A 13932-nucleotide genomic window follows, 5' to 3' on the forward strand; every position below is an offset into this window, starting at 1 on the left:
CAATCGATACCCCCAGCCGATTATACGAACCGAACATATATTGTCATTCCCGCGCACGCGGGAAACCAGGATGCCGAAAATAGGATTAACAACAATGATGAAACAACTCAAAGCCAGCCTCGCCGGCATAGTTTTATACGCGGCCAGCGGTGTCGCCGATGCTGCCATTGATTTACATTTCACGCCGCTTAGCCAAACCGCCGACGCCATTGAAATCGGCCTGAGCATTTCCGGCTTGGGCGACGCTGCGTTAGGAACGTATGATTTCAATATTCAGTTCGATCCGACGCATTTGGTGTTTGCCGGCGTGGCTTTCGGCGACCCGCTTCTGGGTGACGAGTTGGATGTGTTTGATTTGGGTGGAAACAGTGTCGCCGCCGATTTGCTTGCGCCCGGCGTGCTGAACCTGTTCGAGTCGTCCTTGGACGACGCGGCGGATTTACAAACCCTGCAAGCCGATAGCTTTACATTGGCGATTATTCGTTTCAATGTACTGAGCGGTGGTAGCAGTCAGCTCGATTTACTGATTAACGGTTTGGCGGATGCCGGGGGTGATGGCTTGTCGGCAAACTTAGCGCCGCTTACTATCAACGCTGTCGCCGCCGTGCCGTTGCCGAGTATGTTTTGGCCGATGGTTGGTGGGTTGTGGGTGGTTTTGAGGCGGCGTAGGGTTTAGCTAATGTAGCCGGGATGAAGCGAAGCGTAATCCGGGAGACAATTCGGTGAATAGCCTAGATTTAGACGCACTTCATGCGGGCTTGTTGCTAAGCGTGGGCTTGGGTGATATACGGAAACTTTATAACCACTTGTTAGGCGCCTCATGCCCAATCCGAGTAAAGAACTCGTCGCACTGCACAAGCACTGGTGCATAGCTGACAGCATTAAGCAAGTTGTCTCAGCACCGCTACCAGAAAGTTCACGCCAAACAACGACGAAAAGACTTCCAGATGACCTCGCTGCTTTTGCCGAGGCTCATTCAGCGTTTATGCGACTACAGATTTGGTACGCGCTTCTGTACGTTGTGATCGAAGGCTATCGCGCTCTTGATCACAAATCAGTAGAAGTCGAGAAACTTCTCTCTAATGAGGAAATGGTGCACGCCTTGCGACTGTTTCGAAACGCGGTCTTTCACTACCAGAAAGATCCGCTTACCGAGAAGCTACTAGTATTCTTAGACGCTAAGGAAAGCGAGATCTGGATCAGGCATCTGAATTCCGCGCTTAAGAAGCATCTTGAACTCCTTCTCCCTATTGAGTCATGGTTCAACACAGTCGCCGTGCCTGTTCACAGGCGGCCATGGTGGCGATTTTGGAGAGGCGCCAACGAATAAGGTTAGATTGTGTAAGCAACGCGAATCACAATCTGAACCGGTTGTTGGGCAAGTCCGGTGATCACAGCGCTGATGGGTATGCTTGATATAAGAAAATAGTCCGGTAGATCAGGGTGCGCGTTAGCATTTCCTGTCATATCCAAAAGCGAGTATTGAAATGTCACATAACCGCTTCCGCGGCAACGTGACCTAAGGCTACGATTCGCACGAAATTCGAGAGCCGCGCTCCACGTTGGCATCAAGCGCGACATTTTGTTCCGGGAGGTTTAAATCAGTTTCAGATGGCTATTGCACCTGGCAGGCGTCATTCTCGCAGTCGCTTTGGGCGTCGGCTTGTGGAAGCAGTGGACATTAATCTGCAACGAAGCTTGTGCGCCGGAGCGGTCGTTAATGATGATTTTGCTGAGCTTTTTGCTGCCGGCCGCGGCATATTGGACGCTGTTGGTATGGACGGCGGCACGTCCATGGCCCGTTGCCCGAGTGATCTGCGCTGCTTTGACTTTAGCCAGTCTGATGGCGGCGATTTGGCTAAGTTTCTTTGAGTGAGGCTGCGCGAGTTGGATTTATTTGCGTTCGCCGATCTTAGGCTGCCGCCCCGCCAAACCCATCGCGTGCCGCGTCAGCAATTGTTTGGCAAACGGCAAGTGGTCCAGCAAAGTCAGTCCGGCGTTGCGGACGGCGGCCAGCGGTAGGTTGTCGTTGGAGAACAGCTTCACCACGCTGTTGGTAAAACCGATGGTTTTACCGTGGTCTTGTTGGCGTTGCCGGCTGTAGTTTTTCAGCAGGCGGGCATCGCCCAAATCGCCATGCTGCTCTTGTTGATCGATCAACATTTCCGCGAGTAAGGCCACATCGCGTATCCCCAGGTTAAAACCTTGGCCGGCGACTGGATGCAATTGATGTACGGCGTTGCCGATAATGACGGTGCGGCCGGAGACCATGCTCTCGGCGCGGATCAGGCTTAACGGAAACGCCCGGCGCGGTGCGGCCAGTTTTAGTTCGCCCAAGCGGTAGCCGAAGCAGTTTTGCAACTCGGCAAGAAATTCCCGGTCGCTGACGTTAATCAGGGTTTCGGCTTGCTCGTGCGTGCGCGTCCATACCACGGCCGATTGTTTGCCGGCCACCGGCAGCAAAGCCAACGGACCGAATTCGGTGAAACGTTCGAAGGCGATGTTGCGATGCGGCAGCGCCGATTGCACGGTGGTGACCAGCGCGGTCTGGCCGTATTCGGTGACTTGCTGCGGAATTTCCAGCAGCTTGCGGACCGTGGAATTGCCGCCGTCCGCACCGATCAGCAACTGCGCGCTGACGTTTAAGGAACTGCCGTCGTGCTGTTTCAAGCTGACATTGACCGCGTCGCGGCCAGACATCAAGCCGGCGACTCGGGTTTGATACAAGCAAACCGTGTCGGTTTTCTCGACCAGGTCGGCCATGTGCTGTTCGATGTCGCGGGCGACGATCACATAACCCAAGGCTTCCACGCCCTGATCTTCAGCGGCTAGCCGGGTTTTCCCAAAATGGCCGCGATCCGAGACGTGAATATGTTTGATGGCAGTGGCTTTATCGGCCACGCCGCGCCAAGCGCCCAAGTCGTTGAGTAGTTCCACGGTACCGGCCGCCAACGCCAGCGCGCGGTCGCCGGCTGGCGAATGGCGTAGTTGCTCGCGGCTATTGGCTTCGACCAGGGCTATCTTTAAGCCGCTGTTTTTCAGCGCCAGGGCCAGACAGTTACCGGCTAGGCCGGCACCAACGATGATCAGGTCGAAATCGGTTTGCATTGCTTAGCCCGCCATAATGGCTTCGATGTCGGCAACGGTTTTGGGCACGCCATGAGTGAGAATTTCGTGGCCGTCTTTAGTCACCAAGACATCGTCTTCGATGCGAATGCCGATACCGCGCCATTGTTTGTCCACTGTTTCGCAGTCGGCCGGCACGTACAGGCCGGGTTCCACGGTTAACACCATGCCGGGTTCCAGCAAGCGCCATTCGTCCTTAATCTTGTAATCGCCGACGTCATGTACGTCCATGCCCAGCCAGTGGCCGATGCGGTGCATGTAAAACTGTTTGTATTTTTCGTCCTTGATCAGTTTTTTGGGTTTGCCTTTTAACAAGCCCAGTTCGATCAGGCCTTTGGTGAGGGTTTCTACTGAGGCGTCGTGGGCTTTGTTCCAGGGATTGCCGGGTTTGATCTCGGCCAATGCGGCGGCCTGAGCGTCCAGCACCAATTGGTACAACAACCTTTGCGGCTCACTAAATTTGCCGGACACGGGGAAGGTGCGGGTGATGTCGGCGGCGTAATGGTCGCATTCCACGCCGGCGTCGATCAGCAGCAAATCGCCTTTGTTGAGTTTGTCCTTGTTTTCCACGTAATGCAGCGTGCAGGCGTTTTTGCCGCCGGCGACGATGGACGGATAAGCCACCGCGCGCAGGCCGTCCTGAATAAATTCGTGGATCAGCTCGGCTTCGATTTGATACTCGTACAAGCCGGGTTTGCAGGCTTGCATGGCGCGAATATGCGCCTTGGCCGATACTTCGCCGGCTCTGCGCATCAATTTCAGTTCTTCCGTGCTTTTGAACAAGCGCATTTCGTGGACGATGTGCTCCAACGACACCAATTCGCCCGGCGCGGTGACGCCGGTACGCGACTGCTTGCGGATGTGGTTGATCCACTCCAGCAGTTTGTGGTCCAAATCACTGTCCTTGCCCATCGGGTAGAACACCTTGCTTTTGTTTTCCAGCATGCCGGGCAGGATGTCGTCCAGATCGTCGATCGGGAAGGAATCGTCGGCTTCGTAGTGTTTGGTAGCACCTTCCAGGCCGGCGTGGGCGCCTTCCCACTGCGCTTTTTTCTCGTCGAACTCGCGGCAGAACAGAATGTATTCGCCTTGTTCGCGACCAGGGATGAATACGGCCATGGATTCGGCTTCGTTAAAGCCGGTTAAGTAATAAAAGTCGCTGTCTTGGCGGAACGGGTAGTGCACGTCGCGATTGCGGGTGCGCTGCGGCGCGCTGGCAATGATGGCGATATTGCCTTTGCCGATTTGCTTCATCAGGCTCGCGCGGCGTTTTTTGAATTCGCTTTGTTTCATGGTCGATCTACCTGATTAATGCGTTTGCGAATGGCCGAGTTCGGCAAATTGATCGCGGACGGTAAACACGGCGGCGCGCACATATTCGCGCAGTTCTACCAAGGCATTTTCGTCGTCCTCGTCGCCGACATCGGTGTCGATTTTGGTGAGCTCTATCATGTCACGCATCACTTCGGCGGTATCGCCCGGCCAGTCGGCGCCGGTTTGTGCGTAACCCACGCCAAACAAAAAGCCCTGGCACCAACAGCGCAGCGCTTCCACTTGTTCGTCCAGCGGATCGTCGTCTTCTGGCATCAGCAAGTCGAAGGCAAAATCCTCATTCTGATTTTCCAGCAATACGCGGGTTTTTTCGAATACGCCATGCAGTAGCGCTTTGTCTTCGTCAATCAATTGTTGCTCGTCGTCAATCAGTTCGCGTAGCCAGTTTTCCGCGTCGGCGCGGATTTCGACGCAGAGCATGCCCGTGGCGATGCCATGCGCCTCGGCAGCGCCGATATCGGCGTCTTGTTGCTCTAAAATTGCTTCAACCGAACGGTAGGTCATCTGGGCTGTGTTTCCTATTAAAGCTGTTTAATAACATGGCTTATGCTAACATTCTTAGCCATCTACGATGATTATAACGTCATATCGGCCCATACTCTTGCTATGTCTGAAACAGAAAAAGATCCGTCAACCGAACTCGAAGCATTGGAAGCGAAACTGGATACGCTCATTGCCCAGTTCAATCAAGTCAAAAGCGAGAACAAGTCCTTGAAAGTTAAGCAGGATGCCTTGGTTAAAGAAAAAGCCAAATTGCTGGAAAAAACTACATTGGCTAAAACCCGAGTGGAAGCGATGATTGCCCGTTTGAAAGCCATGGAGCACGATTCGTGAGTAAAGCCGTCCAGCCTGTTTCGCTGAATATCCTGGATAAGGAATATAAAATCGCCTGTGCCGCCGACGAAAAAGAGACGTTGATTAGCTCGGCGCGTGAGCTGGATAGGCAAATGCGTAAAATTCGCGACACCGGCAAGGTCAGCAGTACGGACCGCATCGCGGTACTGGCCGCCTTGAACTTGGCCCACGACTTGGTGGCATCCAATAAAACCGAAAGCGGTGGCGGCATCGACATATGTGCGCGTTTGGCGGATTTGCGCAACAAAATAGAAAACGTTTTGGAAAACCCGTAAATCCCCGGTAGACTATAAGTCCAATCTCCTGCGGCGTTCGAGCAGTACTGGGTGTTTCCTGAACCTGTTTTTACCCCGGAAACTTTTTGCCATTCATGGTGCGCATGCCTGTTTATTCAGGAAGCCTGATTGACTGGATTTGGTTTCCACTTGAACCTTCGGTTCAAGGACGAAAGTATCAGACGGCGCAGGCGGGAGATCTCTTGATTTTTCTTGTCTCGATTTCCCGTGCTCTTTCGATATCCCCCCACGTGTTTGTTGTTAGTCTGCTGGTAGCTCGCTCGCAGGGTGGTATAAGGCACGGCGACTATAATCGCGGCTTAAAATTCGGATAGCTAGCGCTGTATTGACTATGATCCGTCCCCAGTATCTCTTGATAACATGCCCCTTACCTTTTCGCTCCGCTGGACAACAACGATTACGCGGTAATGAACATAAGCGACACGAACACTGGCGATTCCGGTAAAAGCTTCACAGAAAACTTCTTGGGCCTATTGGTTGGTCAGGGCCTGATTGATGCGGAAAAACTGAAATACGCCTTGCGGGTGCAAAGCAAACTGGAGTCGCCAAAGCCGATTTTGTTGGTGCTTTGCGATCTGGGTTATGTCACTCACAACCAGCTGGTCGAGTTGTTTCGTAACAATCCGGTCAAAGTCAAATTAGGCCTGTTCTTGGTGGAGTTCGGGTACATCACCAACACCGACTTGGAACTGGCGCTGGCCGAGCAACGGCAGAAAGCAGGGCGCAAACGCCTGGGCGAAATTCTGGTGGAACGCAATCTGATATCAGAAATGAAAATGCTCGAGGTTTTGGCGGACCTGATGGGATTTTCGGTTATCGATTTAAGTACTGCCGTCATCGATCAGACGCTGATGACCAAGCCGATGTTGAGGTCCGCCAACAAGCATTGTTTTTTGCCTATCGAAAAACAAGTGGACGGCGTATTGGTGGCTTTTGGTGATCCGCTGGATCAAAACGCCATCGAAATGGCCCGGCACGTCTTGGGTGCCGAGATCATTCCTGCGGTGGGGCGTTATTCGCAGATCATGCGTTTTCTCCTCAATTACGAGCGCAACACCGGCACCGAAAAAGCAGCAGTGGGCGAGCAGTCGGCCGTCGCGGTTGCCAACCGGATCTTTGAAGACGCGATACGCCAGGGAGCCAGCGACATCCATATCGAACCGCTGGAGCATAAGGTCCGGGTTCGGCATCGGATCGATGGCGTAATGGTGCACTACCGGGATTTTCCGCTCGAAATCGCCCAGGCTTTGATTAGCCGGATCAAAGTAATGGCCGGCGCCGATATTGCCGAAAAGCGCCGGCATCAAGACGGTCGGGTCATGTATGAACAGGCCAGCAGCAACCGCGTGATCGACATGCGCGCTTCGTTTTTCAGTACCATCAACGGCGAAAAAATCGTGTTGCGGCTATTAAACCGCAAAACAGAATTGCTGGACATTCACGAAGTGGGCATGGCGCCTTTGATGCTGGAACGCTTTATTCAAGATTCGCTGGACGTGCCGACCGGCGTTATTATTATCACCGGACCGACAGGTTCGGGTAAAACCACGACGCTGTATAGCGCAGTGGATTATCTGAATGCCCCGGAAGTCAGCATCGTTACCGCCGAAGACCCAGTCGAATACGTGATCGACGGCGTCGCGCAATGTTCGATCAATCCGAAGATCAATCTGACTTACGAAGAAACCCTGCGCCACATCGTGCGTCAGGACCCGGACATCATCGTGCTCGGCGAAATTCGCGATAAGTTTTCTGCGGACACCGCGATCCAGGCGGCCCTGACCGGCCACAAAGTGTTGACCACATTTCACACCGAGGACAGCATCGGCGGCCTGCTGCGGCTGCTGAACATGGAAATCGAGGCCTTTCTGATTTCTTCGACCGTGGTTTCGGTAGTTGCCCAGCGCCTGTTGCGCCGGGTGTGCCGGCATTGTTCCGAACCGTTCAAGCCCGATCCGGCTTTGCTGCGTCGGCTGAATGTGACGCCGGATGACATTGCCGGCGCCCAATTTGTGTTGGGCAAGGGCTGCGAAAAGTGCCGTTTTACCGGATACTCCGGCCGGGTATGCGTGTTCGAACTATTGTCGATGAACGAATTGGTCAAAGATGCGATATTGCAGCGTAAAACCTCCTACGAAATCCGTCGGGTTAGCCTGGAGACGGCGGGCTTGGTTACCCTGGTCGAGGATGGTTTGGTAAAGGCAGCCGCCGGCGCTACTTCGCTACAGGAAGTGATCCGCAATCTGCCCCGTTTTGGAAAACCCCGCCCTCTTTACGAGCTGCGCCGCTTGTTGGGCAGTCGATGACGAATAAAACAATCCTATGAGTGAAAAAACGCTTTCCGAATTGATAGACGAGGCCATTACCTCGGGAGCCAGCGCCTTGCCGGTGTTTCCGCGGGCAGTAACCGAGCTGCGTTTGGCCTTGCAAGACGAAAATAGATCACTGGACGCGATTGCTAAACAATTGGCGATGGACGCCAGTTTGGCCAGCCAGATTTTGCGCGTTGCCAACTCGTCATTCTATGCAGGCTTGGGATCGATCAACACGGTCAAGGACGCTCTCGTCCGCTTGGGTTTGCCGCGCATCGTCCAGATTGCCACCTTAGTCATGCAGAAAGGCTTGTTTGCGGCAAAAGATGCCGCAACTCAGCAATACATGGTCAAACTTTGGCAGCATAGCGTCGCGGTAGCCTTGGGCGCCGAATGGCTGGCCAAGCGTTTGTCGTTCCACACGATAGCGGAAGAAGCCTTTATGGCCGGCCTGTTTCACGATATTGGCGAACTGTTGTTGCTGCGCTGCCTCGAAGATCTGGCGGCCAAGGACCCCAATCTAAATTTACCCGCCAATTTGCAACGAGAACTGATAATCCGCCAGCACGAGAGCAAAGGTGCATGGTTGCTGCAAGAATGGAATTTACCGGAAACCTATCGTACGGTTGCCGCCAACCATCATCAGCCGGCCACCGAACATACCGGCACGGTGGAATTGTTGGTGCGAGTAGCCGACATGGTGGCCTACAAGCTGGGTATTGCGCCGCGGCCGCAGCCCGATCTGGTGATCTCCAGCAGCGAGGAAGCCAGTCGGCTCGGCCTATCGGAGATTATGCTGGCCGAATTGGAAATTGCGCTGGAAGATTCGCTGGCCTTGTCTGTCTGACGCGCCAACCCCGGTCATACACCTGTGATGCGGGGCAACCCTGCTGGTACCGCTTACCAATTACCGGGTCGACCAATTGCCGTCGCTAAAACTCGAGGCTTTGCTTTAGAATGGCCGTCAGCCGGCATGGCCGCTTTCCCAAACTTTGCACAATCACGTTGGAACAATGACCATCGAATTTCTGATCAATTTTCTGATTCTGTTGCTCGGCACTCTGGCCGCCGGGTTTTTGGCTTACCGCTCGTTTCAAAAGCGCCGGATCCAGCTCGGAGCGGAACCCACTTTGCCGCAGTACTTTATCCGGCGCGGCACTTACTGGAGCGGAGTTGCCCTTTACTGCGCGTTAATGGCCGCTTTGTTCTATTTGCTGACCTGGCAGTGGCTGCCTTTGGAGCCGCTGGTAACCTTGATTGTTAGCCATCTACGCGCTGGCGAGCTGGTGAATCTGCTCTTCGGTTTGGATGGCAATAAACTGTTGCCGTTGATTGCTGCCGGCATCATGCTGTTTTTTGTCGCCTGGGAAAGCCCGTTTAACCCCTTGCTGATTTTACGGGACAGTATTCACGACGCTTTTGCCATTCCGACTAAAGCGGTCGAAGTGTATAACGCGCTGATCAAATCCAGGCTGTCGGCGGTTGACGATAAAATCAAAGCCCAAATCGCCGATCGCCTGTTGGTGCAAAGCATCGACGCCGGCGATTTCGATAAATCCGGCGCGACGGTCGAATACAAATGGGCCCATAACAGCCTGCTGTTCGACCAGATTCAGCATTACGCCGACCAATCTTCGTACCGACGCTTATTCAGCGAGCCTTCGCTGAAATGGGGCGAAATCTGCATTTCCTATAATGCAATGTCGGAAAAAGTGAATATTTGGAAAGAAGCCGAACCGCATTACACCAAGACCGTCAACTTGCTGAAGGACTTGGACCGACTGACCAGTCTGCTGTGCCGATTGCTGGCGGCGGCGGTGGTATTCGGCAGCCCCAGCGAAAACGACATGTGGGAGACGGTCAGAAAGCTCGGCGGCAATGTGCACGAAGCTCGCTTGAAGCACACCTATAAATACTTACTGATATTCGCCGCAGCGACAGCATTTGGCGTGATTTTGGGGCGCGAAGTGTCGGTGGCTCTGCACAATGTATTTTTGTTTCCGGATAAACCGTTGCCGCACTTTAGCTATACCACCTTGCGCTGGATAGCGTATTCGATCGCGATTTACGTGGTGCCGATCACGCTGGTTTTCGCTTTGCGCAGTGTCGCATTCCGGCACCAACAGGAACCCGCCGAACAGAATTACGGCTTCTACATGGCGATAATGTTCGTCTGCTTCCTGGTCAGTACCACCATCTCGACGTTCATCCTGGAGTTAACCTTTTATCGCCGGGATGATTTTAATTTCCTGGACAGTTTCCTCGACCATGCCCGCTGGGGGATTATGCCGGCGCTGATTTGCGGTTTCGTCGCCTACCGGATGGACGCGCCGGCCAGCGAATCCGAAGCCTTGAGCAAAACCATTCTGTCCGCCGTGTTGGGTTTTCTGGCCTGGGGCGGGATTGCGGTGATTTTCATGCTGTATGCGACGGACGATTTGGCGATTGAGAAATTGAATTTGCGGTTTACTTTGGTGGGGACGGCGTTTTTTGTGTCCGGATTGCTGGGGGCGGCGGCTCGGTTTAAGACGGCAAGTGATTGATGTTGGTTTTGTTGGTTTGTAGGGTAGGGACGGGGTTTTGTGTCCACACGGTGGTGGAGATTATGTGTCGCTAACGCGACGGGTGTTTTATATGTCGGTTCGCGGACCGACAACCGCGATACTTTCTTTTGCTCCGCCAAAAGAAAGTATCCAAAGAAAAGGCGGCCCGGATGCCGCTTGTTTCCTGCGCGCCGGAGCTTTTATCGAGGGTCGGCAGAAGGGGCTTCCCAGCCCCTCCGCCGACGTGCGGCATCCCTGCCGCACCCCTTCGGGCTATTCTCGATAAAAGCTCCGGTGCTCGGAGCGGCATACGGGAGAAACCCCATCGCGGGCTTGAAAGGCTTTTGGTGATTCTTTTGGATTTAGTGGAGTAGCTCCGTATAGCAAAGCGTATTCGGAGGAACGAGGAATATTCTAGGCATCGTTTGGGCCATTATCGAGATAGCTCGGGCGCTAAAGTTTGGTCAACATGCGTCCGATTACGCTAAGCTAATCGGACCTACCGACCTAAATGATTATTTAGCTTTACGCTAAAGCTTATGACACACATTGTTAGTAAAATTGAAGCTGCCTCACACCAACTTGATTGGGCTATTCGCCTTCTAATTGATTACGGAGTACCGATTCCTGCTATCACTCTAGCAGGTGCTGCGGAGGAAATTCTTGGCAAAGCATTAGGGGATATATCTGCGCATGAAAGACTTGTTCAAACCATTACTGAGTCACATGATCTCGGACGAGAAGTTGTTTCGCAACAACACCTAAATAAGGCACGAAATTGGCTCAAGCACTGGACGCCTTCGAAAGAGCCAGAGTATGAGACGTTTGATTTACTAAATGAAGCAATTCAAGTTATTGCTCGCGGCCTCAGCAATTTGCTGAAATATAATCAGTCACTTCCAAGTGAGGGGCCTCGCTTTATTAGATGGATTGAAAACATGAAAGATTACAAAGAGTCGTCCCATTAGCATTACCAAATTGGACGAATGTTGCGATGAGTTTTTAGGCGTATTTTGGTCGGTGCGACCTAGCTTGTCATATCCCCTCGCTTACATTTTTGATTTGGCGACAGTTAGATTAAAAAGATTGTTGACTTTGAAATAGGAATGGTTTTTCTCCCGTATGCCGCGCCGAGCACCGGAGCTTTTGTACGGATCAGCCCGCAGGGGTGCGGCATGGATGCCGCACGTTGCCGAAGGGGCAGGACGCCCCTTTCGGCGACCCCGTTCAAAAGCGAGGAGCGCAGGAAACAAGCGGCATTCGGGTGGCTTTTTCTTTGGATACTTTCTTTTGGCCAAGCAAAAGAAAGTATCTCGGCTGTCGGGCCGAGACCCGACTTCTAAACTAGTCGTCGCGTTAGCGACACAAAAAATATCAGCGCGTGGGCACAAAAAGCCGTGCCCACCCTACGCCGCTGTCGGGTCGAGACCCGACATACAAAATAACCGTCACATTAGCGACACAAAAAAATCAAACGTTATACGGCGTAGAAATCCAATCCCTCAACACCGCCTCATCCCGCTCCGGCAAATACGCAAAATCCCCGGAAATATCCTTATAAACCGACTCAGCGCTATAGGTAGAAACCAACTTACCCTTGACCATGTAAAAAAACCAGGCAAACGGATAGCCGGCCTGACGGTCAAACCGACTTAACACATTGCTTAACGCACTGCCTTTTTTGCCGGCAAAATCTTCCAAATGCGGCAGGTTGTTTTTATGGGTGTTGACGATCTCGACGTTGACGATTTGTTCGCCAAAGCGGCCGGTGTGCCGGTAGGGGCGGATAATCCAGTCTTCGGACATGCTGTGTTTCTGGCCGGCGCTACTGCGGTTCCAGTCTTCCATGAAGCGTTGTACCGGGTGTTCGCCGGGATGGCGCTCGTTAATGACTTCCATGAACAGTTTGACATCGGTTTTGCGCCGGTAGGTATACCGCGAATGACCGAAGCCGAAGCTCTCGATACAAAAGGGTTGCAGCGGGTCGATGAATTCTTCCAGGTCGTCGGGCGGATTGTTTTCGTCTACCAGCATCCGGTCCGAAACCTCGTGGGTTTTATCAATTTCGATCAGCGTGAAATCTTCGGCTTTAGTGCCGGTCTGCACTACAAAGTACAGGGTCTTACCGGTCTGTTTGGTGGCGATCAGTTTTTGTTCCAGCGTGTAATCGATCAGGGTTTGCAGGTTTTGCCCGCATTCCAGATAGGTACGTTCCACCCATTCGATTAAATCGTTGGCGATGCGCTTGCCATCCATGTCTACCACGCCGCCCAGCCGGTACCATTCGTCGCCAGTTAAAGCTAGGCGGATGGGGTGGTCGGGTATCAGCGCCTGTAGTTTGCTGAGTAGTAAATCGTCGGTTTGACCGGGGATGATTTTTTTACAGCAATCGGTAATGTCTTGTCCGGCAAGATTGAGTCGTGATTCAGTCATGATCGGCTTCAGGTGTGGAGTTTGAATTTAAGCGTTGCTGCACGAGTTCGCGGACATCCGGTTCCGGATCGTCGGCTAGTCCGGCTAAATGCGCGGGATCGACCTTTAAGGCCGCGGTGTAGCGCACGACCCAATCGCTGTCGTTTAACAGCATGGTGGCGTCTTCCGGGGCCATGCGTTCCGCGACGATGCGGCGCACGTCCGGCGAGCGGTCATTGGCCATCAGCCCCAAGCTGACTTCCGGCAGCCTTTCGGCTACGCGTTTGCGTACTTGTAAGTCTTCGTCTTTGATGAAACGGAACAAGCGGCCTGGCGCCAAGCGTTTGGCTACCATTAAGCGCACGATATAGTCGGGATCGTCAGCCAGCAATTCCAATTGTTCGAGGTCGATGCGGTCCGCTACCGTCATGCGTACTTCGCGGTCCGGGTCGTCGATCAAGGCGCTTAATTGCTGGGCCGGCAGCCGAAAAGCCACGGCGCGGCGTACCACTTCGTCTTCGTCGGTGATCAGCGCCGACAAGGCTTTTAGCGGGGCGTAACGCACGGCGATGGCGCGGCGTTCCCAGAAAGGATCTTGCAGATAATGCGCGGCATAGGCCGGATTAACCCGAAAGAAGCGGTCGATTTGCCGGCCGCTATTAATGAAGACGCAGGTATCGCCGGGCATACAGCGCCCCATCAGCAGGGTTTTTCCCCGGAACGGGCAGAGGCTGCAATCGGCAACGGGCAGGGTAACAGGGCTGTCTTGTTCCGCCATATTATCGCCTTATTCGGGGATAACTTCGGCGATCACAATGCCCGAGGCATTTTCGTAATTATCGGTAATGCGTAAGCAATGTTCGCGGCCATCGACCAAGTATAGATTGAAGCCTGCGCCTTCTAATAACGGTTCATTGTTGGGCAGGTCGTCGTCCATGCAATAGGTGAAATGCACGCCGGGGTATTCGCCACGTAGTCCGCTCACCACGGTTTCGTTCAAGGCTTGGCCGTTAATTTTCTCGGCTATGGTTTGCAGTTGCTCTGGACTAATCATTG

15 protein-coding genes and 1 other RNA gene are annotated in these 13932 nt (G+C 53.4%); 10 read left to right on the forward strand and 6 right to left on the reverse strand.

Features of this window, described 5'->3' with window-relative positions; all coding sequences use genetic code 11:
- The first annotated feature begins 94 nt into the window (after positions 1-94).
- From ACR64Q_RS02060 to ACR64Q_RS02070, 3 genes are all read left to right on the forward strand, one after another.
- The gene (locus ACR64Q_RS02060; RefSeq protein ID WP_313733422.1) at positions 95-676 is read left to right on the forward strand and encodes a cohesin domain-containing protein; all 582 of its coding nucleotides are present in this window, start codon (positions 95-97) and stop codon (positions 674-676) included.
- Between the two features lie 144 nt (positions 677-820).
- Entirely contained in the window at positions 821-1330 is a 510-nt protein-coding gene (locus tag ACR64Q_RS02065; protein ID WP_313733423.1) for a hypothetical protein, read from the forward strand.
- Positions 1331-1665: 335 nt separating this feature from the next.
- Complete coding sequence (locus ACR64Q_RS02070) at positions 1666-1872, forward strand: hypothetical protein (RefSeq protein WP_313733424.1); 207 nt, start codon at positions 1666-1668, stop codon at positions 1870-1872.
- A gap of 21 nt (positions 1873-1893) precedes the next feature.
- Here ACR64Q_RS02070 and ubiH read toward each other — a convergent pair whose 3' ends face one another.
- From ubiH to ACR64Q_RS02085, 3 genes are read right to left on the reverse strand one after another with little or no spacing between them, the layout of a single operon-like run.
- A complete protein-coding gene (gene ubiH / locus ACR64Q_RS02075) occupies positions 1894-3108 on the reverse strand; it encodes a 2-octaprenyl-6-methoxyphenyl hydroxylase (protein ID WP_313733425.1) in 1215 nt (404 codons plus the stop codon).
- Between the two features lie 3 nt (positions 3109-3111).
- Complete coding sequence (gene pepP, locus ACR64Q_RS02080) at positions 3112-4419, reverse strand: Xaa-Pro aminopeptidase (protein ID WP_313733426.1); 1308 nt, start codon at positions 4417-4419, stop codon at positions 3112-3114.
- 15 nt (positions 4420-4434) lie between these two features.
- Positions 4435-4962: a UPF0149 family protein gene (locus ACR64Q_RS02085; RefSeq protein WP_020483302.1), complete on the reverse strand. Its 528-nt coding sequence runs from the start codon at positions 4960-4962 to the stop codon at positions 4435-4437.
- A 102-nt stretch (positions 4963-5064) separates the two neighbouring features.
- Between ACR64Q_RS02085 and ACR64Q_RS02090 the strand changes: the two genes are divergently transcribed.
- From ACR64Q_RS02090 to ACR64Q_RS02120, 7 genes are all read left to right on the forward strand, one after another.
- Positions 5065-5292 carry a TIGR02449 family protein gene (locus ACR64Q_RS02090; protein ID WP_026146988.1) on the forward strand — a complete coding sequence of 76 codons (228 nt, stop codon included), beginning with the start codon at positions 5065-5067 and terminating at the stop codon, positions 5290-5292.
- The gene (locus ACR64Q_RS02095) at positions 5289-5588 is read left to right on the forward strand and encodes a cell division protein ZapA (RefSeq protein WP_020483300.1); all 300 of its coding nucleotides are present in this window, start codon (positions 5289-5291) and stop codon (positions 5586-5588) included. The genes ACR64Q_RS02090 and ACR64Q_RS02095 overlap by 4 nt, the downstream gene beginning before the upstream one ends.
- A 22-nt stretch (positions 5589-5610) precedes the next feature.
- Positions 5611-5790: non-coding RNA, 6S RNA (gene ssrS / locus ACR64Q_RS02100), on the forward strand.
- A gap of 226 nt (positions 5791-6016) precedes the next feature.
- Positions 6017-7915, forward strand: a complete 1899-nt coding sequence (locus ACR64Q_RS02105) for a GspE/PulE family protein (protein WP_313733427.1) — start codon at positions 6017-6019, stop codon at positions 7913-7915.
- A gap of 16 nt (positions 7916-7931) precedes the next feature.
- Complete coding sequence (locus ACR64Q_RS02110; protein WP_313733428.1) at positions 7932-8768, forward strand: HDOD domain-containing protein; 837 nt, start codon at positions 7932-7934, stop codon at positions 8766-8768.
- 166 nt (positions 8769-8934) lie between these two features.
- Positions 8935-10464, forward strand: a complete 1530-nt coding sequence (locus ACR64Q_RS02115) for a hypothetical protein (RefSeq protein ID WP_313733429.1) — start codon at positions 8935-8937, stop codon at positions 10462-10464.
- Between the two features lie 539 nt (positions 10465-11003).
- Positions 11004-11432 (forward strand): hypothetical protein, encoded by a 429-nt coding sequence (locus ACR64Q_RS02120; protein ID WP_313733430.1) that lies wholly within the window; start codon positions 11004-11006, stop codon positions 11430-11432.
- Positions 11433-11934: 502 nt separating this feature from the next.
- Here ACR64Q_RS02120 and ACR64Q_RS02125 read toward each other — a convergent pair.
- From ACR64Q_RS02125 to ACR64Q_RS02135, 3 genes are read right to left on the reverse strand one after another with little or no spacing between them, the layout of a single operon-like run.
- Positions 11935-12897, reverse strand: coding sequence for a hypothetical protein (locus ACR64Q_RS02125; RefSeq protein WP_020483293.1), 963 nt, complete (start codon positions 12895-12897; stop codon positions 11935-11937).
- The gene (locus ACR64Q_RS02130; RefSeq protein ID WP_026603354.1) at positions 12890-13654 is read right to left on the reverse strand and encodes a 4Fe4S-binding leucine-rich repeat protein; all 765 of its coding nucleotides are present in this window, start codon (positions 13652-13654) and stop codon (positions 12890-12892) included. The genes ACR64Q_RS02125 and ACR64Q_RS02130 overlap by 8 nt, the downstream gene beginning before the upstream one ends.
- Positions 13655-13663: 9 nt before the next feature.
- A complete protein-coding gene (locus ACR64Q_RS02135; RefSeq protein WP_026603355.1) occupies positions 13664-13930 on the reverse strand; it encodes a DUF6129 family protein in 267 nt (88 codons plus the stop codon).
- Positions 13931-13932 lie beyond the last annotated feature (2 nt).

This window comes from Methylomonas sp. 2F7 (assembly GCF_057126975.1).

Bases quoted from the DNA above. Each gene is read 5' to 3' on its own strand.
- ACR64Q_RS02060 (WP_313733422.1), top strand. From the start codon at position 95: ATGATGAAACAACTCAAAGCCAGCCTCGCCGGCATAGTTTTATACGCG.
- ACR64Q_RS02065 (WP_313733423.1), top strand. From the start codon at position 821: ATGCCCAATCCGAGTAAAGAACTCGTCGCACTGCACAAGCACTGGTGC.
- ubiH (WP_313733425.1), bottom strand. From the start codon at position 3,108: ATGCAAACCGATTTCGACCTGATCATCGTTGGTGCCGGCCTAGCCGGT.
- pepP (WP_313733426.1), bottom strand. From the start codon at position 4,419: ATGAAACAAAGCGAATTCAAAAAACGCCGCGCGAGCCTGATGAAGCAA.
- ACR64Q_RS02085 (WP_020483302.1), bottom strand. From the start codon at position 4,962: ATGACCTACCGTTCGGTTGAAGCAATTTTAGAGCAACAAGACGCCGAT.
- ACR64Q_RS02090 (WP_026146988.1), top strand. From the start codon at position 5,065: ATGTCTGAAACAGAAAAAGATCCGTCAACCGAACTCGAAGCATTGGAA.
- ACR64Q_RS02105 (WP_313733427.1), top strand. From the start codon at position 6,017: ATGAACATAAGCGACACGAACACTGGCGATTCCGGTAAAAGCTTCACA.
- ACR64Q_RS02110 (WP_313733428.1), top strand. From the start codon at position 7,932: ATGAGTGAAAAAACGCTTTCCGAATTGATAGACGAGGCCATTACCTCG.
- ACR64Q_RS02115 (WP_313733429.1), top strand. From the start codon at position 8,935: ATGACCATCGAATTTCTGATCAATTTTCTGATTCTGTTGCTCGGCACT.
- ACR64Q_RS02120 (WP_313733430.1), top strand. From the start codon at position 11,004: ATGACACACATTGTTAGTAAAATTGAAGCTGCCTCACACCAACTTGAT.
- ACR64Q_RS02125 (WP_020483293.1), bottom strand. From the start codon at position 12,897: ATGACTGAATCACGACTCAATCTTGCCGGACAAGACATTACCGATTGC.
- ACR64Q_RS02130 (WP_026603354.1), bottom strand. From the start codon at position 13,654: ATGGCGGAACAAGACAGCCCTGTTACCCTGCCCGTTGCCGATTGCAGC.
- ACR64Q_RS02135 (WP_026603355.1), bottom strand. From the start codon at position 13,930: ATGATTAGTCCAGAGCAACTGCAAACCATAGCCGAGAAAATTAACGGC.